This is a genomic window from Paracoccus sp. S1E-3 (assembly GCF_013868135.1).
Classification (GTDB): Bacteria; Pseudomonadota; Alphaproteobacteria; order Rhodobacterales; family Rhodobacteraceae; genus Paracoccus.
This window is the reverse complement of the sequence record NZ_JACEMU010000016.1, coordinates 268,422-289,435: the sequence shown is the minus strand read 5'-3', so window position 1 is coordinate 289,435 and position 21,014 is coordinate 268,422. Positions and strand designations below refer to the sequence as shown.

Sequence of the window (21,014 nt, the reverse complement as noted above, 5' to 3'; positions counted from 1 at the left end):
GCACGCCGGTCTCGCGCCCGGCGCCGACCGCGCAACCTGCGGCCGGCGCGTCCAGATCGTGCGGGGCGGCGCCGCATCCATCAGGGCCTACCCGTTCCCCAGCCGCTTGCCGACACCGTCGCGGTCCAGCAGCGGCCGCCACCAGTCCTCGTTTGCGAGATACCATTCGACGGTGCGGCGCAGCCCTTCCTCGACCGTGACCGAGGGGCGCCAGCCCAGTTCTTCCCGGATGCGGGTGGGGTCGATCGCATAGCGGCGGTCATGTCCGGGACGGTCGGCCACGAAGGTGATCAGCCGCGCATGGGGCGCGCCCTCGGGGTGCAGATCGTCCATATGGGCGCAGATGGTACGCACGAGGTCGATATTCTTCGCCTCGTTCTCGCCGCCGATGTTATAGCTGCGGCCCAGTTGGCCCTTCTCCAGCACGCAAAGCAGCGCGTCGGCGTGATCCTCGACATACAGCCAGTCGCGGACGTTGCCGCCGTCGCCGTAGACCGGGATCGGCTGCCCCGACAGCGCCTTCAGGATCACCACCGGCACCAGCTTTTCGGGGAAATGGAAGGGGCCGTAATTGTTCGAACAATTGGTCATGACCACCGGCAGGCCATAGGTTTCGTGCCAAGCGCGGACCAGGTGGTCGGACGCGGCCTTTGACGCCGAATAGGGGCTGCGCGGGTCATAGGGGGTTTCCTCGGTGAACTGGCCGTCCTCGCCCAGCGACCCGAAAACTTCGTCGGTCGAGATATGGTGGAAGCGGAAGCCCTCGGGCTTGCCTGCACGGGTCCAGTAGGCACGGGCGGCCTCCAGCAGGTTATAGGTGCCGGTGATATTGGTCTCGATAAAGGCGCCCGGCCCGTCGATGGAGCGGTCGACATGGCTTTCGGCGGCCAGGTGCATCACCGCGTCGGGGCGGTGATCGGCGAAGATCCGGTCAAGCGCCGCGCGGTCGCGGATGTCGGCCTGCTCGAAGGCATAGCCCGGCGCGTTCGAGACACTGGCCACGTTTTCAAGATTCGCTGCATAGGTCAGCACATCGAGGTTCACGACCTCATGCCCGGCACGAAGGGCCTGCCGCACCACAGCCGAGCCGATGAAGCCGGCGCCGCCGGTAACCAGAATCTTCATGACTCAATCCTCATAGGTGAAGGGGGATTGCCAGTCGGCGAAGGCCGGCGCGTCGCGGTCTTTGTCCGACAGGATTGGCGCGTCGACGCCCCAGTCGATGCCGACGGTGTCCCAGCGGACCCCGCCGTCATTTGCGGCCGAATAATGCGCGGTGCATTTATAGACGATTTCGGTATCGGGTGCGCGCGTGACGAAGCCGTGCAGAAAACCCGCCGGAATCCACAATTGCCGGCCGTTTTCAAAGCTCAGCTCGGCCCCGAACCACTGGCCATAGGTCGGGCTGCCGCGCCGTGCGTCGACCGCCACGTCATACAGCGCCCCGCGTCCACAGCGCACAAGTTTGCCCTGCGCCATTGGCGGCGACTGGTAATGCAGCCCGCGCAGCGTGCCAACGGCACCGGACATCGAGTGGTTGTCCTGCACGAATTCCGGCAGATGGACGCCGGCATCCTCCAGCGTCTTACGGTTCCAGCTTTCGCTGAAGAAGCCGCGCGCATCGCCGTGGCGGCGCGGCGTCAGCAGCAGCACGCCGGGAAGGGAGGTGGTTTCGATCTGCATCGCCTGATCCTGCTTTTGGGGCCGCCGCCGAACTGCCATAGTCGGCGCCAGCATACAAGCCGCCACTCAGCCGCGCTGGTTGGCCTCGAAGGTGGCGACTTTCTCGACCAGCAGGGCTTCGGACCGGGCGCGCAGGGCGTCGAACTTGTGGTTGTCGGCCTCGCGCAGGGTCGAGGGCAGGCTGGCGCCGTAATCGACCATGAAGGGCAGCGTCGTCACGACGCGCAGATGCGTGGCCTGTTCCATGTAGCGGTCGATGGTGTTGGAAAACGCGTTGTCGTCCTGATCGTCCCAATTCGCCATATGCTCGATCATCCGCGTTCGGTAGAGATTGCAGATCGTCATCACCGCCCGGTCAAGCTGGACCAGGCATAGCCCGTCGCGCCGTTCGACCCCGGACACGACGGCATCGCGGTGCAGATCGACGATCAGCCCGGAAAACATATCGGCGCCGCATTCATCCATATAGCGGCGAACGGTTTCCAGCTTGCTGTCGAAATCCTGCGGAAGGACAACATCGTCCTCGACCACCAGCGCCTCGGTGATATTGGCCTCGCGGAACTGCCGCATGATGTGACGATAGCTGAGCGCGCAGCCCCGCCAACCCGGATTGGCCTTCATGCCGGGCCAGATCAGATAGTCGCCGGCGTCGTTTTCCAGGAATGCCCGCGTGCGGCCGGGTGTCTCCGGCAGCGTCAGGCAGGTGCGCGGAAGGTCCTGCCGCGGATCGAAGACGGCCGGGTAATCGGTGGCAAGGGCCTCGAATGTGTCGGGAGTAATCATGCCCAGACCCTGCAGAGCCCGCAGGAAGCCAAGCCGGAAACGGTCGGGGCCGTCCGGCGCCGAAAGCTGCATGGCGCGCAGTCCGGCCGGATCGTCCAGAAGCGCGCGCAGCGCCGCGATCAGCGCCTCGGCATCGCCTTCGGGCGTGAACAGGACGCGGCCGTCCAGCTCGGGGTATTCGGCCTGATCGGGTGAGGTCTCGCTGACCACGACGCTGCCATGCGCCAGCGCTTCCGAGATGCGCGCGACCTCCAGCAGGCCTCCGGCACGGGAATGGAGGTTCAGCACGATGGTGGCGGCGTCCAGCCGCTCGGCCATGCGCGGACCGAAAAGATTGGTCTCTATCGTCAGTTCGGGGACAGCGCGGGCGATCTGGTTCAGCAGGCGGGCTCGGCGTTCGGGCGTGACGTCGCCATAGAACAGCACCGACGGCGTGGCCGGCTTTTCGGGTGCGGCGCTGATCGCGGGTGTCAGCGGGACATGGAAGATCTTCGAGGTCGGAACCTTGCCCTGAAGCGCCGCAATATTGATCTGGGAATATTCCAGAACCGCCCGGAACCGGCCCAGCTGTTCCAGATATTCTGGAGTCCAGCGGTCCGGCATGACTGATTGCTCGACCTGAAAGGCGACGCAGCGATCCGGGGCGGCGGCCGGGAAATTATGCGGCGCGATGGCGAAAACCGTGTCGAAATCGCGCGCGGCACGGTCATTGTCGGAGAGTTCCGCCGTGATGCCGGCTTCGGCCAGTACGGCCTGCATCCGGCGCGCGAAATGCAGGGTATGTGGGACCGTCAGGATCAGGACCGAACCCGGCCCGCTTGGTCGACCCGTCCGCAGCGCCGGACCCAGGGCCTCCAGCCGCCGTTTCACCCCGGTGGGCCCTTCCTGCATCAGCACGCGCAGGCTCAGCGTCAGCGTGTGGCCCAGGCCGCGCACCCGGATCGCCCGGTCGATCTGGCGAAAGGCATTTATGACGTGATCGCCCAGTTTCATTGCATCTGCCTCGAATTACCCCGGTCGTCTTTCCATGGCGCGCGCCCCCCGGCAAGGCCGCGTGCCGGGCGCTGGGTCAAGTTTTAGGGATATTTCTGCGGCGAGCGCCATTTCCGAGGCCGGCGGGAAGACTTTCTTAATCTTTGTCTGCCAATTTCGCAGGTGGCGCGAAACGGTTGGGAGTGCGGCATGCTGCGATACGGCCATGTGGCCACCCATGTCTGGAAGAAGGTGCAAAACAGCACCAACTTCAAGGACAGCGTGATCGTCGACGGGCCGGCGGGGCCGATCCTGGTGGCCGTGTCGGGCGGCGGTGCGATCATGACCTACAAACTGTCCGGGGCCGAGGATGCTGCGGTGGGCGTCAGCTATCGGCCTGCGGTCGATTATCCGCTCTATCTCGCCGATCCGAACGTGCTGGTCCTGAGCGTGGACGGCCGCATGCAGATGGTTGTGACCGGCATGCAGGGAAGTGCGCAGAACGGCCAACCGCTGGATGGCTCGGGCAAGTTCGGCACGGTGTTGCCGTTGCTGCCTGCGACGCTCGGCTCGGATGTCGTCCGGTTGGAGGCCTTTGCGGTGAACGGACAGGATTACCTGCTGGCCAACCGCAACGGCAGCATGTCGCTGTCCCTGTTCGCGCGGAACGGCGCCGATCTCGTGAAGCTGGGCGAGGCGGCGGGGCCGAAAGTGCAGACGGTCGACGGCGAATATACCGGGATCGACATCATCACAGTCGGCGCCGCAACCTACGCCTATGCCGCATCGGCGCAGGGCAACGCACTGGCGGTACTTTCGGTCGGTCCCGACGGCATCGCCATGAAAGGACAGATCGGCGGGGCGAACACGGTGGGCATCGCCGCCCCGCGCGAGGTGGCTGCGGTCGATACCGCGACCGGGCCGTTCCTGATCGTCTCGGGCGGCGAGAGCGACTCCCTCTCGGTATTTCGCATCACCGCGACGGGCGGCCTCGTGCTGGCCGATCACGTCGTCGATTCCGGTTCGACCCGGTTTCAGGCCGTTACCGCGATGGCGACGGCCGAACTCGACGGGCGGGCCTTTGTCTTCGTCGGTGGCGGCGACGATGGCATTTCGGTGCTGACACTGGATGGCCAGGGCAGACTGATCCTGCTCGCCACGATCGAGGACAGCGACGCCTTCGCCCTCGCCGATGTCTCCACCATCGTGGCGCATGTCATTGACGGCAGGATCTCGGTCTTCGTCACCAGCGCGACCGAGGTCGGGATCAGCCAGTTTTTCTTCGATCCGGGAACGCTGGGCGTGTCGCTTGTCGGCAGCGGACAGGTCGGCGGCGGCGCGAATGACGACATCCTGATCGGCACCGGCCCGGCATCCACCCTGTCGGGCGGGGCAGGCGACGACATCCTGATCGCGCGTGAAGGCGTGGTCGTGCTGCAGGGCGGTGGCGGCGCCGATATTTTCCTGCCGGGCCACGCGACCGAGCAGGTGACCATCGCCGATTTCGATCCCCGGAACGACCAGATCGACCTGTCCGAGCTTGGTTACATCCGCAGCATCGATCAGTTGAATATCATCCCGACCTCGACCGGTGCGCTGCTGGTGACAGGCCCCCTGAAGATTGAGGTTCAGACCATATCGGGGACCATGCTGCAGCCGTGGTTTTTCACCGAATCGATGTTCCGCCTGGCCCATTTCGCCAACAACATCGACTATACCGACCTGGTCGAGCCGGTGACGCCCGATCCGGGAACGCCCTCGACCCCGCCGACAAACGGGGGGCCGACGGGAGGCTATGTTCCGCCTGCGCCGCTGCCGCCGCTGACGGTCAAATCCGACATCCGCTATGGGACCAATCTCGCCGATCGCATGATAGTCACCAAGGCGGGGGCGATGCTGAATGGCATGAACGGGCATGACCTGCTGATCGGCGGATGGGATCAGGACCTGCTGTATGGCGGTAATGGCAACGACCAGATCCATGGCGGCGCCGGGGCGGATCTCCTCAGTGGGGGTGCCGGCAACGACACGCTGAACGGCCAGGCCGGGCATGACCGCATTCATGGCGGCGCGGGTTATAACGTCCTTCGGGGCGGTGCGGGGGATGATCGGATCTGGGGCCACGATCTGACCGACCTCATCGACGGTGACGCGGGCAATGACGTGATCCTGGGCGGCGCCGGCAATGATGTGCTGCGGGGAGGCGCGGGCAGCGATCTGATCTTCGGGATGGAGGGGGCGGACAAGATCCTCGGCGGCGATGGGCATGACAACCTGATCGGAAGGGGCAACCGCACCCAGATCCTCGGGGGGAACGGCAATGACCTGATGCGGGCGAATGGCAGCGACAACATCCTGTTTGCCGAGGACGGCAATGATACCGTGATTGGCGGTCTCGGGGCCGATTTTGCGCTGCTGGGCGCGCGCGATGATCTCGCCTATGGCCGGTCAGGCGCGGACCAGATTTTCGGCGAGACGGGCAATGACACCATCCGCGGCGATGATGGCAATGACCGGCTGTTCGGAAATGCCGGCGATGACCGGCTGTTCGGCGGCCGCGGCCATGACTTCATGCGGGGCGGCGACGGGCAGGACGTGCTGTTCGGCGACGCGGATAACGACCGGATGATGGGCGAGAACGGCCGCGACATCATGGATGGCGGCTTCGGCGACGACCTGATGTGGGGCGGCGCGGATGCCGATCACATGGTCGGCGGAGAGGGCCGCGACGGGATTTATGGCGAGGTGGGGCGGGACAGTCTGCTGGGTGGCGGCGGCAACGACAGCCTTTATGGCGGTAGCGACAACGATGCGCTGGATGGCGGCGCGGGCGCGGATCTTCTGGAAGGCGGAACGGGGGACGACCAGTTGGACGGCAAGGCGGGAGATGACATCCTGAAGGGCGGCGCCGGTAATGACACGCTCGTGGCCGGCGACGGCCATGACACGCTGAGCGGCAGCTTCGGCGCGGATGTCTTCGTTTTCGCGCCGCCGGCCGGGCAAGGGGGCGCCGTCAACGTCATCACTGATTTCCGTAGCGGCGAGGATGTGATCGACATGACCCGCTCTCCCGGCACACCGGTATGGCTGGGCAACTTCACCTTCACGGGAACGGGGGGGACCGAGCTGCGGATGACCGAGTTGCCTGACAGGGTGCGGCTGGATGTCGACATGAATGGCGACGGCCGCGCCGACCTGTACATCGATATCCTTGGGGGGGATTTCAGCCCCTACGACCTGCTGTTCTAGCGCAGGCCCGCGCCACGCCATGAAGAAACCCAGGGCGCAGCCACCGTGGCGGCGCCCTGGGTGCTTTCCTGTTTCGGCGCGTGCCTATTTTCCGGTCACCAGCGTCCACCAGATCTTGCGCGAAGGCTCCTGATACCAGGCCACGCCGAGCGTGGTCGCGCTGGGGTCCATGATGACATCGCGGGTATCGCGCGCCTGCATCCAGGCCTGCAGGGTGGCGATGTCGTTCTCATAGCTTTCACTGATATTCTCGCCCACCAGATGGCCGGAATAGCCAGCGCGGCGCGCCCGGTCGAGCGGCGAGGAACCGTCAGAGCCGAAATGCCAGGCGCGGTTCTGGGCGGCCATGTCGCGCGAATGCGCCGCCGACGCGGCGGCAAGCGCGGGGTCGAGGCGCAGCGGCGCGGCCCCAGAGCCCGCCCGCAGGCTGTTGACCTGCCCCAGAACGCGTTCGGGAATTGCCGCGGCCTCGGCCGCGTTGATGGTATAGGCCACCGGAATCGGCTGGCCGTCCGGCCCAAGCTGCGCGCCCGGATTGCGCGGCGCGCAGGCGGTCAGCGTCAGCCCTGCCAGCGCCAAGATGATGAACTGCTTCATGCTGCCCCTCGTGATCCTCGATCGTGATCCTGCTTGTGTTTTTTGGACCGTGTAACGCGGCGCGATCATGGCGCAAAGCCAATATTGCGTGATTTTCAACACATTTCCGAACCGATCTGGCCGGTTGACAACAGTTTGATTTGTCGACTCGCCGTCGCCGGGCGTATCGCGGATATATAACCGCAAGGCTGCGGAAGATGGCCGGAGCAGGAGACAGAGATGAGTGAGACAACCCGCGGCTTCAGCCGCCGCAATTTCTTGACCACCGCGACCGCGCTTGGTGCGGCCGGTCTGGCAGCGCCGGCGCTGGCGCAGCAGACGCCTGACGCGGGCCAGGTGCAATACGACCCCGAGGCCGATCAGCGCCGCAACATTTCCAGCTTCCGCGCGCAGGAATGGCAGCCCTATTTCAGCAACCTGACCAACGGCGCGATTCTGGCCGACCTGACCTCGCGCGCCGTGCATTTCTGGTCCGAGGATGGCTCAACCTACAAGCTTTACCCGTCCTCGATCCCGGTCTCGCCGGAACTGACACGCCGCGGCCGGACCGAGATCATCAAGAAGGTCGTTGGCCCCAGCTGGTCGCCCACGCCCGAGATGCGCAAGCGCAACCCCGAATGGCCGCCCTTCGTGCCGCCGGGGCCGGACAATCCGCTGGGCACCCATGCACTGTGGCTGAGCTGGCAGTATTACCGCATCCACGGCACCCACGACACGCGCAAGATCGGCCGCAAGTCCTCGAACGGCTGCATTGGGCTGTATAACGAACACATCAAGGAACTGTTCGACCTGACAAAGATCGGCACCCAGGTGCTGCTGATCTAGAGCCGCGCCACGCGATGACGACGACAGGGGGCGCGGCCGAGGGCCGCGCCTTTTGCATGACTAGAATGCGCGGCGGGTGATTTCATAACTGCAGGCGAAGGACGCGCCGGCGACGCGATAGACATCGCTTGCGTCCGCAGGGTTACGCAGAATCGCGTCGCCCGCTTTCGCCACCATCGGCTCGCCCCAGGGGGCGATGAAGCTGTAGGGGCCTTCGCCTTCGGGGATGAGGAAATAGCCCGTCTCCTTGCCGCGCGGGACATAGCTGGTCCAGCCATCGAGATCCGGCGCACCGGGCGAGGCATAGCGTTCGGGGAACCTGGCGGCCTTGATCAGGTATTGCTCGTTTCCGGTTTCCGGGCAGCGGTTGCGCACGACCTGATCGCCGGCCTCGGCTGGTTTGCTGCGGGTTTCGACGCCTTCGCCGGCGATCACCGTCACGATGACCTCTCCGGGGATGGCGGGGCGGGCGTCGACCGGCCTGGTCTTGCGGGCCACCCCGGTGCGCCCTTGCTGCTCGGCGGTGGCAAACATCGCGACCATGTCGACATCTTCCGCCATGGCGGCGGCGGGCAGCGCCAACAGCGTGGCCAGCAGCAGTCGGGAAAACCTCATTACCCTGTCCTTCCGCGGGGAGATCGCGCCGATCCTGCCCTGCGTGGCCATCGCCCGCAACCGCAGCGGTCTCGCGCCCTGATGCGCAGCAGGGGGACGCCTCGCCTCATCCGATTGCGGATCCTGCAAGGCTCAATCATGCCGCTTTCCCAGCAGCACATCGCGCAGGACGACGGCATCGTTGTGGACCTCGTCGCGGGCAGAATAGACCAGCGTGACGATGCCCTTCTGCGCCAGCTGGCGAATTTCGTCCAGCTCGGCCCGGTGATCGGCCAGTTCGGCGCGGTAGCGGGACTGGAACGCGCCCCAGCGGGCCGGGTCATGTCCAAACCATTCGCGCAGCGCGGTCGAAGGCGCGATGTCCTTCATCCATGCGCCAAGGTCCGCGCGTTCCTTGCTGACCCCGCGCGGCCATAGCCGGTCGACAAGGATGCGCGTCCCGTCCGAGGGCAGCGCCGGGTCATAGGCGCGCTTCAGCTGTAGGTTGGCGGCGGGCGGGAATGCGGTCACAGAGGCCCTCCGGTTTTGGGGAATCAGGCCAGCAGGGCATCCAGCCTCGCGGCGCAGATGAAGTCGTTTTCGGTCAGGCCGCCTGCGGCGTGGGTGGTGAAGCTGACCTCGCAATAGCCCCAGCCGAAGCGGATATCTGGGTGGTGACCCTGCTTGTTTCCCAGCCAGGCCGCGAGGTTCGCCAGCTCGACTGGTTTGGCGAAGCCTTTGAATTCAAAGCGCTTGAGGATGCTTCGCCGATCGTCGGACAGCGTCCAGCCGTCCAACTGGACCATCATCTGCCGCGCGGCGTCTTCGGGCAGGGCGGGGGTGCCACCCTCGCAGGGGGTACAGGTTTTCTGGGCAAGCGGGCTGTCGGGCATCGGGTCCTCCTTGCTGCCCAGTCTAGCACCGATTCTGCCTGCGGATCAGACCCAGCCGCTGATATTGTCGCGGATGACGTTCATCATCACCTCGATATGGGCGTCTTCGGCGTTCAGACAGGGGATATAGGTGAAGGTCTTGCCGCCGGCATGGAGGAAGGCCTCGCGGATCTCGCCGTTGATCTCCTCCAGCGTCTCGATGCAATCGGCGGCGAAGGCGGGCGAGATCACGGCGATGTCGGTATGGCCCTGACGTGCCAGCTCGGCGACATGCTGGACCGTGTAGGGGCGCAGCCATTCCTCGGTCCCGAAAACCGATTGGAAGCTGGTATCGAGGATGCCGTCCTGCCAGCCAAGGGCCTCCTGCAGCAGGCGCGAGGTCTTCTGGCATTGGCAATGATAGGGGTCGCCCTCCTCCAGATACCGTTTGGGCATCCCGTGATAGGAGGCGACGAGCTTGGTCGCGGTCTTGCCTTCCAGCGTCCGGCGGACGGAACCGGCGAGGGCCGCGATATAATCCGGGCGATCGAAATAGGGATCGACCGTGCGCACGGCGGGCTGCCATTTCTGCGTCATCAGCGCCCGGAACAGCTGGTCATTCGCCGTGGCCGAAGTCGCCCCCGCATATTGCGGATAAAGCGGCAGGAAGACGATGCGCCGGCAGCCGGCCCTGACCATCCGGTCCAGCACCGCGTCGGTCGAGGGGTTGCCGTAGCGCATGCAGAACTCGACCATGACCCGATCGCCCCATTCGGCGGTGGCGCGGGCGCGCAGCGCCTCGGTCTGTTCGCGGGTGATCGTCATCAGGGGGCTTTCGTTCTGCTCCTCGTTCCAGATCAGCTTGTAATTCGCGCCCGAGGTGAAGGGCCGCTTGGTCAGGATGATGCCTTGCAGCAGCGGCTGCCATTTCCACGCGGGATAGTCGATGACGCGCTTGTCCGACAGGAATTCGGCCAGATAGCGCCGCATCGACCAATAATCATAGCCGTCAGGCGTGCCCAGATTGGCGATCAGGATGCCGGTTTTCGGCTGCGGCGTCTTGGGGTGGTCGGCGGGGATCATGGCGTTCTCGGGGTCAGGGCCTCGGTCAGGGAAAATTTCGCCGAGCCGGGGCGGAGGGGCTTTTGCTGGCTGGCATCGGGGGCCCAGCCGGTCAGGAAGATCATGTCGAAGGTGGCGATGATCCGGGCCGGATCGGCCGGATCGGGATAGCGTGTCGCGTAATCGGCAGCGGCGCGGGCGAAGATCGCGCGCCGGGTGAAATGGCGCAACCGCTCGGTCAGCGCATTGGTTTCGCCCATGGCGCGCAGGTCGGCGGCCAGATGGAACAGGTCGCGATAGGACAGCCGCAGCGGCAGATGGTCGGCGACCGGGAGCGCGAGGCCCGCCCGTGCCAGCAGGCCGCCAAGGTCGCGGATCTCGCCCATGGGCAGGAAACGCGGCGACAGGCCACCGGTGGTCTCGATCTCGGCGCGGGTCAGGGTGTCGCGCAGCTCCACCAGCGTCTCGCCGCCGAGGCAGGCGGCCATGAACAGCCCGTCCGGCTTCAGCGCGCGAGCCGATTGCACCATCTGGCCGACCGGATCTTCAGCCCAGTGCAGCGCCAGAACATGGATGACCAGATCCAGCCCCTCGGGCAGGTCCAGTCGCTCGGCCGCGGTGGTGACATGCGCATCGGGGAAGGCCGCCTGCCAGAATCCGGGCCAGGCGGTGACAATTCCGATGCGTGTAAAGGGCCTGTTAATCTCTGCCAGCCTATCCTGCACCTCATCGAGCGCGATTCGATGCAGCGGGTCCGCGGGACCAAGCATGCCGGCACGGTCGCGATGCAGCCGCAGCGCATGCGCGTCGATCAGGCGACGGGGGGCGGCTGGACTGTCGGGAGGATTGGATACGGGATTCATGGGCTTCAGTCATAAAACCCTTCCGCGGGCGATGAAAGCGGCATTGCGGATGATCTATCCGCCGCAATGTCTGGGCTGTGGCGGGGCCGTGGACCAGGACGGCGCGCTTTGCCCAAGGTGTTGGCGCGACTGCGAATTCGTCTCGGGCTGCGCCTGCCGCCGCTGTGGGGTGCCGCTGCCCGGCGACGCGGGCGAGGATATGTCCGGGGCCGATGGCTCGCTGATTTGTGACGACTGCCTGACCATGGCGCGGCCATGGCGGCATGGTCGGGCGGCGCTTGTCTATCGCGGGATCGGCCGCGATCTGGTGCTGGCGCTGAAACATGGCGACCGGCCCGACCTTGCCGGTCCATTGGGCGGGTGGCTGGCCCTGGCCGTCGCGCCGATCCTGCGCGAGGGTATGATCGTGGTGCCCATCCCGCTGCACCCACGGCGGCTGATGCAGCGCAAGTTCAACCAGGCGGCGCTGCTTTCGGCCCAGACGGCCAAGGTCCACGGGCTGCCGCACTACCCCTCACTTCTGTATCGCACGCGGCAGACCCCCGCGCAGGATCACCGCCGCCTGGAGGAGCGTTACGCCAACCTGCAGGATGCGCTGGCGGTTGCACCGCGTCACCGGGCGGAACTGCAAGGCCGTTCGGTGCTGCTGATCGATGATGTCATGGCCTCGGGGGCGACCATGTCCGCCGCGGCCCAAGCCCTGCTGGCCGCCGGCGCGGCCACCGTTTGCGTCGCCGTTCTGGCGCGGGCGGTGAAGGAATAGGCATCAGGATTGAAGCGCATGGACACCTGTTCTTGCAGGCAGTTGTCTGGAAATCTTGCCGCCCCGCACCTAAATCGCTGGCAACCGGAACCGAGGATGAACCATGGCCCAAGTCGAGATCTACACCACGCCTACCTGCCCCTATTGCCAGGCCGCCAAGACCCTGCTGACCCGCAAGGGCGTGGCCTATGCCGAGATCGATGTCAGCCGTGACCCGGCGCTGCGCGACGCGATGACCCGGCGCGCCGGCGGACGGCGGACGGTGCCGCAGATCTTCATCGACGAGCGCCATGTCGGCGGCTCGGACGATCTGCATGCGCTGGATCGCGACGGCAGGCTTGATCCGCTGTTGGCCGCCTGATCCATGTCCGGCGCGCTGATCACCGGCCTGGTGCAGTTGTCCGTCGGGGATGACCCGGCGGCGAACCTGCCGCTGACCCGCGCGCTGATCGCGGAGGCGGCCGGGCGGGGCGCGGGTCTGATCGCGACGCCCGAATGCACGAATCTGATCTCGGCCGATCGGAGCTGGCGCGACCGCGTCATCCGCCACGAGGCCGAGGATCCGACGCTGAAGGCGCTGCGGGCGCAGGCGGCGGAGCTGGGGGTCTGGCTGCTGATCGGATCGCTGGCGCTGAAAGCCGATGACCCGGCCGAGCCGCGTCTTGTCAATCGCAGCTTCCTGATTGCGCCGGACGGGGCGATCGCGGCGCGCTATGACAAGATCCACATGTTCGACGTCACCATTTCCGAAACGGAGTCCTATGCCGAATCGAAAGCCTATCGTCCGGGTGCGCGGGCGGCTTTGGCGCAGGGACCGGCGCCTATCGGGTTGAGCGTCTGCTATGACCTGCGTTTCCCGCAGCTTTACCGCGCGTTGGCGCAGGCGGGCGCGCGAATCCTGACCGTGCCTGCCGCCTTCAACGACACCACCGGCGCCGCGCATTGGCACGTTCTGCTGCGCGCCCGCGCGATCGAGACCGGCTGTTTCGTGCTGGCGCCGGCGCAATGCGGACTGCACGCGGCGGACCATGCGGCGCATCCGCGGCCCCGGCGAAGCTTCGGGCACAGTCTGGCGGTGTCGCCCTGGGGTGAAGTCCTTGGTGACGCTGGGGAAGATCTGGGCGTACTGATCGTTTCACTTGACTTGAACGCGGTAGACAAGGCACGGTCCCGTATTCCCGCCATCCATGCCGATCAGCCTTTCGAGGGCCCGTGACCGAACTGCCGCCCCCACCGGACGACCCCAACCGCGCGTCGGTCGCGGCCAGCCTCTTTGCCGAGGTGCTGGTCGTCGAACAGCTTGCGCGGGCGATGATCGGCCGCACGCTGCCGGGCGGGATGCAGATTTCGCATTTCTCGGTGCTGAATCTGCTGGCCCATATCTCGGACGAACGCACGCCTGCCCAGCTGGCCGAAGCCTTCCACGTGACTCGTGGCGCGATGAGCAATACCCTCGCCCGGCTGGAATGGGCGGGGCATGTCCATATCCGGCCCGACTGGGACGACGCGCGGCGCAAGTTCGTGTCGATCAGCCCTGCCGGCCGCGCCGCCCGCGACGCGGCGCTGGCGGCCATCCTGCCGGCGATGAGCGATGTCGTCCGCGACATCGGGGCCGAGCGCGTGCGTGCCGCATTGCCGGTGTTGCGCGCCCTGCGCGACCGGCTGGAGACGGATTGATCCGCAATGCCCGGTCGTCTCGGGCAGGTGGCCTGCGCGTGGTCACGTCATCTGGCAATAGCTTTCTATAATCGGCGCTGCGCGCGGCCGGGTGCGAAGCGCGCCAGTTTCGCTGATCTCCGGGATCAGCTGGCTGCGCCGACGCGGGCGGCCAGGCGCAGCGCATGGCTCGGGTCGCGGGCAACGGCGGGCATCACCGGATCATAGGCGGCGCGGATAAGCTGTGCCAGCGGCGCGCTGGCGGTGACCTGCTGCGCGAAGGTCAGCATGGTGCGCATGGCCAGCGTTTCGGCCAATTGGGCGGGATGCGCATCGGCAAGCGCGCCGCCCATGCGCACGAAAGACAGGCAGGCGCGGATGCTGCCGTCGGGGTCGAAGCGGAAGATCTGGTAGGTGTCGGCGTGTTGCTGCTTCAGCCGGGCGATCAGATCGGGTTGGCCCGTCAACTGGTCGAGGTCGGGGATTTCGGCCAGCTCGTCCCATTCGCGACAGAAGAACATCATCAGATTCGCGCCGATTTCGGGATCGGTCTCGGCCAGCGGATGACCGGCATGGGCATAGGCCGCCTTCAGCGCGCCGCGAAAAATGTCCAGGCTTTCATCCGCCAGACCGAAGATCACCGGCGCCACCGGACGCCCCCAGCGGGCGGCAAGATAGTTGCCGTCGCGCGTGAACAGGGCGGCGATCTGGTCGGCGTCGAGGGCGGGCTGGCTGCTCATCTCCGGGCTCCTTTGCGGCAATGGGTTATTGGAGGGCGGTTCGCCCGGCGGCGTCAAGGGCGCAGACGGCCCTCGCCAGCGGGGGTGTCGGCGACGTGATCCTGCCTGCGGCTTGTTCCCTGCCGCGTCTGGGCTATAAGAGGCAGCGAGAACAAGGCGGAACCACATGAGCCACGATACCGACAGTTTCATCGACGAAGTGACCGACGAGGTCCGGCGCGACCGGCTTTACCTGCTGATGCGGCGCTATGGCTGGATCGGGGTGCTGGTGATCGTGGTGATCGTGGGCGGCGCGGCCTGGCGCGAATATGTCAATGCCCGCGATCAGGCCGAGGCCCAGTCCTGGGGCGATGCCGTCCTGGCGGCGCAGAAATCGGACGATCCGGTGGTGGCGCTGGCGGCGTTGGAGCCGGCGGGCAATCCCGATCGCGGCGCGCTGGGTCAGCTTTTGACGGCGGGTGCGGCCCTGGATGCCAAGGACAGCGCCGCCGCAGGCGCCTATCTGGAAGGTGCCGCCGCGGCGGCGCAGGACCCGACGTTGCGCGACCTGGCCCGGCTGAAGGCCGTGCTGGCGATGGGCGAGACGATGGACCCCGCTGTCCGCGACGCCGCCCTGGCCGAGCTGTCCAAGCCCGGCGCGCCCTTCCGGCTTCTGGCGCTGGAACAGAAGGCGGTGGCGCTGATCGCTGCCGGCCGCGACCAGGATGCGCTGAACCTGATCCGCGAGATCATGGCCGAGGATGGCGTCAGCCAGACGCTCAGCGCCCGCCTGACCGAGATGATGATTACGCTGGGTGCCGAACCGGGCGCGCCGCGCGCCGCAACCCCGGCGGCTGCCAATGCCGCAGCCGCCCCCGGCGCCGAACCCGCACCTGCCCCCGCTGAATGACATGAGGCTTGCCATGACGTCGAAACTTGCCCTGACGCCCGCGCGCTTTGCCCTGCTGGCGGCGCTTGCCGTGGCGGGTTGCGCCGAACGCGAGGTGATTCTGCCGGGGCCGCGCTTCGATCCGCGCGCCGTGACCTCGCCCGATGGACCGGCAGTGGAACAGCCGCCCACCGGCGGGGGGCAACTGTCGCTGCCCGGCGCGCGCGCCAACGCGGAATGGACGCATCGTGCTGCCAATCCCGCCCATAACAGCGGTCATGTCGCCTTCGGGGCGGGCACGCAGCGCATCTTCTCGGTGCCGATCGGGCAGGCGGCGGATCGCCGCTACCGCATCAGCGCCGATCCGGTCGTCGCCGGCGGCCGGATCTTCGCGATGGACAGCCGGGCGACGGTGACGGCCGTTTCGCTGGCCGGCAGCCGCGCCTGGTCGGTCGACCTGACCCCGCCGGGCGAGCGGAATGCGGGCACCTCGGGTGGCGGGATCGCTTACGAAGCGGGCCGCGTCTTCGTCACCACCGGCTATGGCGAGCTGATCGCGCTGGATGTTCAACGCGGCGGGGTGCTGTGGCGCCAGCGCGTCGGCGCCCCCATCGGTGGCGCGCCCACCGTGAGCAACGGCGTGGTCTATGTCACCGATCGCGGCGCCAATGGCTATGCGGTGCGGGCGGCGGACGGCAAGCTTCTGTGGCAGGTCTCGGGCATCCGGCAGCCGACCGGGGTGACCGGCGTGGCGGCCCCAGCGGTCGAGGGCAATCTGGTCGTCTTTCCCTTCTCCTCCGGTCAGATCCTGGCCGCCGACACCCAGACCGGGATCGAGAACTGGTCCGGTCAGGTCGCCGGTTCGCGCGTCGGGCGCGCCGTGGCCTATATCCGCGACATGACGGGGGAACCGGTGATCGCCGGCAACCTGATCTATGCCGGCACCTCGTCCGGACGGATTGCGGCGCTCGACCGGGCGACCGGCCAGCAGGTCTGGTCGGCCCGCGAAGGCGCGGTCTCGCCGGTACTGCCGGCGGGCAACGCGATCTTTGCGGTCAACGACCAGAACCAGCTGATCCGGCTGGACGCCGCCACCGGTGGCCTGGTCTGGGCCCGCGACCTGCCGTATTTCGTCGACCAGAAGGTGAAGAAACAGGCCCGCATCTATGCCCAATACGGGCCGGTTCTGGCGGGCGGGCGGCTGTTCGTGTCGTCCTCGGACGGGATATTGCGCAGCTTCGACCCGGTTTCCGGCAATCTGGTCGGTCAGGCCGAAATCCCTGGCGGCGCGGCCAGTGCGCCGGTCGTCGCGGGCGGCACCCTTTACGTCACCGGTCGTGACGGCAACCTGCACGCGTTCAGATGAGCTTCACCCTCGCCATTGTCGGCCGGCCCAATGTCGGCAAATCGACCCTGTTCAACCGCCTTGTCGGGCGCAAGCTGGCGCTGGTGGATGACCAGCCGGGCGTCACCCGCGACCTGCGCGAAGGGCAGGGCCGGCTGGGTGATCTGCGCTTCATCGTGGTCGATTCGGCCGGGCTGGAATTGGCCGAGGATGACAGCCTGCAGGGCCGGATGCGCCGCCTGACCGAGCGCGCCGTGGACGAGGCCGATGTGGTGCTGTTCGTCATCGACGCCCGTGCGGGGTTGACGGCGGCGGACGAATATTTCGCCGATATCCTGCGCAAGCGGGCCAAGCACGTGATCCTCGCCGCCAACAAGGCCGAGGGCCGCGCGGGCGAGGCCGGCGCGATGGAGGCTTATGGCCTTGGTCTGGGCGAACCGCTGCGCATCTCGGCCGAGCATGGCGAGGGGATGGAGGATCTTTACGCCGCCCTGAAGCCGCTGGCGGCCGAACTGACGGCGCAGAACGCGGTTTACGAACCCGCAGTCGATGTCGATCTGCCTGAGGATGCCGAGTTCGAGGATTACGTTCCCGACTGGATGCCGACCGAGGCCCAGCCCCTGCAACTGGCCGTCATCGGGCGTCCCAATGCCGGGAAGTCCACCCTCATCAACAAGATCCTGGGCGAGGACCGGCTGCTGACCGGCCCCGAAGCCGGGATCACCCGCGACGCGATTTCCGTGCGGACGGAGTTCATGGGCACGCCGATGCGGATCTTCGACACCGCGGGGATGCGCAAGCGCGGCCGGGTGACGGACAAGCTGGAAAAGCTGTCGGTCGCCGACGGTCTGCGCGCCGTGCGCTTTGCCGAGGTGGTCGTGGTGCTGCTGGACGTGGCTATCCCCTTCGAGCAGCAGGACCTTCGCATCGCCGATCTGGCCGAGACCGAGGGGCGGGCGGTGGTGCTGGCTGCGAACAAGTGGGACCTTGAAGAAGACAAGGCCGAGAAGCTGAAGGAGCTGCGCGAATCCTTCGAGCGGCTTCTGCCTCAGTTGAAGGGGGCGCCGCTGGTCACCGTCTCGGCCAAGACCGGCAAGGGGCTGGACCGGCTGCACAATGCGATCATGCAGGCCTACAAGGTGTGGAACGCGCGGGTCTCGACCTCGAAGCTGAATCGCTGGCTGGAGGCGATGACCGAGGCGCATCCGCCGCCCGCGCCGGGCGGACGCCGCATTCGGCTGCGTTACATGACGCAGGTGAAGACGCGGCCGCCGGCCTTTGTCGTGAAGGCCACCCATACCGACAAGATCCCCGAAAGCTATCACCGCTATCTGATCAACGGGCTGCGGCAGGATTTCGACATGCCGGGCACGCCGATCCGCATCTTCTTCCGCGATCAGGGTAACGCAAACCCTTACCGGCACAAGGCGACCAAGATCAGCCAGTCGGGGGCGCTGTCGAAGCACAAGAACCGGCAGAAGCCGAAGGGAACCTAGGTTGTCACCCGGACCAGCAGGAAGGTCAGCGCTGCCATCGACAGGACGGCGATGACCGCGATGGGCGGGTTCGTTTCGATCATGGTGGCGGCGGTGGCCAGCAGGGCGAACATCACCGTCACTGTATAGGTCGGATTGTTCGGCAGCCGCAGCTGAATGGCGATCGCGGCGCTGCAGGACAGGATGGCCCCGGCCAGCGTGGCAAGCTCCACCGGAATGGGCATCGCGTCCAGCAGGAAGGACGCGAAGGCCGCGAAGGTCAGCACGGTCGCCCAACCGGCAAACATCCCCAGCGTCGGATCGCGCGCCAGGCGCCCGTCGGAATCGGTGCGTCGACCGGCCGCGATCAGCGCCAGCAGCATCAGCACACACAGCAGGAAGCCGACCAGCGGCGCGCCCACAGCCACCCATGGCCAGACCGTTCCGGCCGCCAGCGCCGCGATCAGCAGCAACAGATCCGCCAGTTTCAGATCGGGGCGCGCCTTGTGGGGCCACGCCTCGCGCAGGGCGAAGCCGAGCAGCACCACCCACAGGATACACAGCATGATCCACATGGCGGGATGCTGCGGACGCAGATAGATCTCTGCCAGCCCGTCGGGGTCGGCCTGGCCCGATAGCGTGGCGAACTGTTCCGGCAGCAGGGCGTCCGGTCGCGACGCGAGGGCGAATTTCATGCCGCTGGCCACGAATGCCAGTGTCAGCAGAGTCATCACAAGGGTCGCGGCGCGTTGCATGTTCTGAAACGCATCAGTCCGCCGCAGGTTGCGCAGTTGAGCCAATAGTCAAAAATTAATTTCGATGCAGCTGCCCGCGGGCCGCGCCCCCGCGGGTGCCGGTCATCCCAGCGTGCCGTCGGCCTTCAGCACCGTGCGGCCCCCCAGATAGGGGTGCAGCACCGCCGGCAGGCTGACCGAACCATCGGCCTGCTGACCGTTTTCCAGCACCGCGATCAGCGTGCGCCCCACGGCCAGACCCGAACCGTTCAGCGTGTGCACGAATTCCGGCTTGCCGCCGCCTTCGGGTTTGAAGCGCGCATTCATCCGCCGGGCCTGAAAATCGCCGCAATAGCTGACCGAGGAGATCTCGCGATAGGTGTTCTGGCCGGGCAGCCAGACCTCCAGATCATGGGTGATCCGGGCGCTGAAGCCCATATCACCGGTCGACAGCGCCATGGTGCGATAAGGCAGGCCCAGCCCTTCCAGGATCGCCTCGGCCCGAGCGGTCATGCGGGCGTGTTCGGCCAGACCGTCCTCGGGCGTGGTGATCGAGACCATCTCGACCTTCTCGAACTGGTGCTGGCGCAGCATCCCCGCCGTATCGCGCCCGGCGCTGCCCGCCTCCGAGCGGAAGCACTGCGAATGCGCGACAAGGCGGCGCGGCAGGCTGGCGGCCTCGACCACATCGCCATTCACAGTGTTGGTCAGCGTGACCTCCGAGGTCGGGATCAGCCACCAGCCTTCGCGGGTCTGATAGCTGTCCTCGCCGAATTTCGGCAGCTGGCCGGTGCCTTCCATCATCTCGGACAGGACCAGAACCGGGGCCCATGTTTCGGTCAGGCCGTGCTGATCGACATGGGTGTCGATCATGTATTGCGCCAGCGCGCGGTGGACACGGGCGACGCCGCCCTGCAGCAGCACGAAGCGCGCGCCCGAAAGCTTGGCGGCGGTGGCGAAGTCCATGCCGGGCTTGACGCCGGCGATCTCGAAATGCTCGACCGGGGTGAAGTCGAAGTTGCGCGGGCTGCCCCAGCGCCGGATCTCGACATTGTCGGCTTCGTCGGCGCCATCGGGCACCGAGTCGAGCGGCAGGTTCGGGATGGTCATCAGCAGATCGCGCAACTGCCGGTCCAGATCGGCGGCCTCGGCCTGCTGCGCGGCGACCTGCGCCTTGGTTTCGGCCACCAGCGCGCGCAGGCGTTCGAATTCGGCCTCGTCGCCCTTGGCCTTGGCGGCGCCGACCAGCTTGCTGGCGCGGTTCTGTTCGGCCTGCGCGTCCTCGGCCGATTTGATGCGCGCGCGGCGGGTTTCGTCCAGCGACAGGATCTGGTCCGCGACCGGCGCATCGCCCCGGCGGGCAAGCGCCGCATCGAAAGCGGCCGGGTTTTCGCGGATGGCGCGGATGTCGTGCATGGCGGAACCTGTCTGAAAGTTACGCCAAGCGTGTTAGCCGAAGGCGGGGCGGATTGAAATACTAGCCCGCGGGCTGCGGAGCCTTCGCCGCCATGAGCCGGTCCAGAAAACGCCAGAAGTTCTTCGGGCCGGGATAGCCCTCGATCCGGCCCATTTCCTGGCCGTCGTGGATCAGGATGAAGGTGGGGGTGACATAGGGCTGCCGATCCAGCGCCAGCCCGTCCGGGTAGGGGCCGTCAATGTCGATGCGCTGCAGGGGCGCCGCCCGGCCCTGGGCGCTGGTGGGGTAGAGGGGGGCGATCTCGGCCTCCCATTGGCGGCAGTAGATACAGCCATCCTGCCGGATCATCAGCAATCGGGTCTGCGGGTCGGCCCGGCCCGCGCCGGGCAGCAGGGTCAGAAGCAGCAGAAGGGTCGTCAGGATGCGCATGGCCGGACAATAGGCGCGCGGGCGGCTGGGGCACAGCGCTTTTCTTTCGTGGCGGTCGGGCCTATCCAGAAAGTGAAGGGCGGGAAC

General features: G+C 66.7%; 22 protein-coding genes. 9 read left to right on the top strand and 13 right to left on the bottom strand.

Translation table 11 applies throughout. The annotated features are described in order from the left end of the window. Nucleotides 1-87 precede the first annotated feature (87 nt). From rfbB to H1S04_RS15915, 3 genes are all read right to left on the bottom strand, one after another. The gene (rfbB, locus tag H1S04_RS15925; protein WP_181746500.1) at nt 88-1,125 is read right to left on the bottom strand and encodes a dTDP-glucose 4,6-dehydratase; all 1,038 of its coding nucleotides are present in this window, start codon (nt 1,123-1,125) and stop codon (nt 88-90) included. A gap of 3 nt (nt 1,126-1,128) precedes the next feature. Next, nucleotides 1,129-1,683, bottom strand: coding sequence for a dTDP-4-dehydrorhamnose 3,5-epimerase (gene rfbC, locus H1S04_RS15920; RefSeq protein ID WP_181746499.1), 555 nt, complete (start codon nt 1,681-1,683; stop codon nt 1,129-1,131). Nucleotides 1,684-1,749: 66 nt separating this feature from the next. Continuing rightward, a complete protein-coding gene (locus H1S04_RS15915; RefSeq protein ID WP_181746498.1) occupies nt 1,750-3,459 on the bottom strand; it encodes a glycosyltransferase in 1,710 nt (569 codons plus the stop codon). A 189-nt stretch (nt 3,460-3,648) separates the two neighbouring features. Between H1S04_RS15915 and H1S04_RS15910 the strand changes: the two genes are divergently transcribed. Further along, nucleotides 3,649-6,687 carry a calcium-binding protein gene (locus H1S04_RS15910; protein ID WP_181746497.1) on the top strand — a complete coding sequence of 1,013 codons (3,039 nt, stop codon included), beginning with the start codon at nt 3,649-3,651 and terminating at the stop codon, nt 6,685-6,687. A gap of 84 nt (nt 6,688-6,771) precedes the next feature. Here the strand turns inward: H1S04_RS15910 and H1S04_RS15905 are convergent, their stop codons facing one another. Next, entirely contained in the window at nt 6,772-7,284 is a 513-nt protein-coding gene (locus tag H1S04_RS15905) for a CAP domain-containing protein (protein WP_181746496.1), read from the bottom strand. 219 nt (nt 7,285-7,503) lie between these two features. Here H1S04_RS15905 and H1S04_RS15900 point away from each other — a divergent pair, with 219 nt between their 5' ends. Beyond that, nucleotides 7,504-8,109 (top strand): L,D-transpeptidase, encoded by a 606-nt coding sequence (locus H1S04_RS15900; RefSeq protein ID WP_181746495.1) that lies wholly within the window; start codon nt 7,504-7,506, stop codon nt 8,107-8,109. Between the two features lie 60 nt (nt 8,110-8,169). Here the strand turns inward: H1S04_RS15900 and H1S04_RS15895 are convergent, their stop codons facing one another. From H1S04_RS15895 to H1S04_RS15875, 5 genes are all read right to left on the bottom strand, one after another. After that, nucleotides 8,170-8,724: a hypothetical protein gene (locus H1S04_RS15895; RefSeq protein ID WP_181746494.1), complete on the bottom strand. Its 555-nt coding sequence runs from the start codon at nt 8,722-8,724 to the stop codon at nt 8,170-8,172. Between the two features lie 132 nt (nt 8,725-8,856). Then, a complete protein-coding gene (locus H1S04_RS15890) occupies nt 8,857-9,234 on the bottom strand; it encodes a DUF488 domain-containing protein (protein WP_181746493.1) in 378 nt (125 codons plus the stop codon). 23 nt (nt 9,235-9,257) lie between these two features. Then, complete coding sequence (locus H1S04_RS15885; protein ID WP_181746492.1) at nt 9,258-9,596, bottom strand: 4a-hydroxytetrahydrobiopterin dehydratase; 339 nt, start codon at nt 9,594-9,596, stop codon at nt 9,258-9,260. 45 nt (nt 9,597-9,641) lie between these two features. After that, a complete protein-coding gene (gene hemH / locus H1S04_RS15880; protein WP_181746491.1) occupies nt 9,642-10,658 on the bottom strand; it encodes a ferrochelatase in 1,017 nt (338 codons plus the stop codon). Continuing rightward, the gene (locus H1S04_RS15875; protein ID WP_181746490.1) at nt 10,655-11,500 is read right to left on the bottom strand and encodes a methyltransferase domain-containing protein; all 846 of its coding nucleotides are present in this window, start codon (nt 11,498-11,500) and stop codon (nt 10,655-10,657) included. Before H1S04_RS15875 ends, hemH begins: the two co-directional genes overlap by 4 nt. 31 nt (nt 11,501-11,531) lie before the next feature. On the opposite strand from H1S04_RS15875, the gene H1S04_RS15870 reads away from it, so the two are divergent. The 4 genes from H1S04_RS15870 to H1S04_RS15855 all read left to right on the top strand — a co-directional run bounded on the left by H1S04_RS15870 (nt 11,532) and on the right by H1S04_RS15855 (nt 13,940). Further along, nucleotides 11,532-12,263, top strand: a complete 732-nt coding sequence (locus tag H1S04_RS15870) for a double zinc ribbon domain-containing protein (RefSeq protein ID WP_181746489.1) — start codon at nt 11,532-11,534, stop codon at nt 12,261-12,263. A gap of 103 nt (nt 12,264-12,366) precedes the next feature. Further along, complete coding sequence (gene grxC / locus H1S04_RS15865; RefSeq protein WP_181746488.1) at nt 12,367-12,624, top strand: glutaredoxin 3; 258 nt, start codon at nt 12,367-12,369, stop codon at nt 12,622-12,624. 3 nt (nt 12,625-12,627) lie between these two features. Next, the gene (locus tag H1S04_RS15860; RefSeq protein WP_255435653.1) at nt 12,628-13,479 is read left to right on the top strand and encodes a carbon-nitrogen hydrolase family protein; all 852 of its coding nucleotides are present in this window, start codon (nt 12,628-12,630) and stop codon (nt 13,477-13,479) included. Next, nucleotides 13,476-13,940, top strand: coding sequence for a MarR family winged helix-turn-helix transcriptional regulator (locus H1S04_RS15855; RefSeq protein WP_298947872.1), 465 nt, complete (start codon nt 13,476-13,478; stop codon nt 13,938-13,940). The genes H1S04_RS15860 and H1S04_RS15855 overlap by 4 nt, the downstream gene beginning before the upstream one ends. Before the next feature lie 125 nt (nt 13,941-14,065). On the opposite strand, the gene H1S04_RS15850 is transcribed toward H1S04_RS15855, so the two are convergent. Next, complete coding sequence (locus tag H1S04_RS15850; RefSeq protein WP_181746487.1) at nt 14,066-14,659, bottom strand: hypothetical protein; 594 nt, start codon at nt 14,657-14,659, stop codon at nt 14,066-14,068. Between the two features lie 166 nt (nt 14,660-14,825). On the opposite strand from H1S04_RS15850, the gene H1S04_RS15845 reads away from it, so the two are divergent. Genes H1S04_RS15845 through der form a run of 3 tightly spaced genes read left to right on the top strand, consistent with a single transcriptional unit; the run spans nt 14,826 to nt 18,368 of the window. Further along, entirely contained in the window at nt 14,826-15,548 is a 723-nt protein-coding gene (locus tag H1S04_RS15845) for a tetratricopeptide repeat protein (RefSeq protein ID WP_181746486.1), read from the top strand. Nucleotides 15,549-15,561: 13 nt separating this feature from the next. Then, on the top strand, nt 15,562-16,893 hold the full coding sequence (locus H1S04_RS15840; RefSeq protein ID WP_181746485.1) for a PQQ-binding-like beta-propeller repeat protein: 1,332 nt from the start codon (nt 15,562-15,564) through the stop codon (nt 16,891-16,893). Further along, nucleotides 16,890-18,368, top strand: coding sequence for a ribosome biogenesis GTPase Der (gene der / locus H1S04_RS15835; RefSeq protein WP_181746484.1), 1,479 nt, complete (start codon nt 16,890-16,892; stop codon nt 18,366-18,368). The genes H1S04_RS15840 and der overlap by 4 nt, the downstream gene beginning before the upstream one ends. Here the strand turns inward: der and H1S04_RS15830 are convergent. The 3 genes from H1S04_RS15830 to H1S04_RS15820 all read right to left on the bottom strand — a co-directional run bounded on the left by H1S04_RS15830 (nt 18,365) and on the right by H1S04_RS15820 (nt 20,927). Next, a complete protein-coding gene (locus tag H1S04_RS15830) occupies nt 18,365-19,102 on the bottom strand; it encodes a hypothetical protein (RefSeq protein ID WP_181746483.1) in 738 nt (245 codons plus the stop codon). The genes der and H1S04_RS15830 overlap by 4 nt on opposite strands. Nucleotides 19,103-19,204: 102 nt before the next feature. Continuing rightward, entirely contained in the window at nt 19,205-20,497 is a 1,293-nt protein-coding gene (gene serS / locus H1S04_RS15825; RefSeq protein ID WP_181746482.1) for a serine--tRNA ligase, read from the bottom strand. A gap of 61 nt (nt 20,498-20,558) precedes the next feature. Further along, a complete protein-coding gene (locus H1S04_RS15820; protein ID WP_181746481.1) occupies nt 20,559-20,927 on the bottom strand; it encodes a SoxS protein in 369 nt (122 codons plus the stop codon). Between the last annotated feature and the right edge of the window lie 87 nt (nt 20,928-21,014).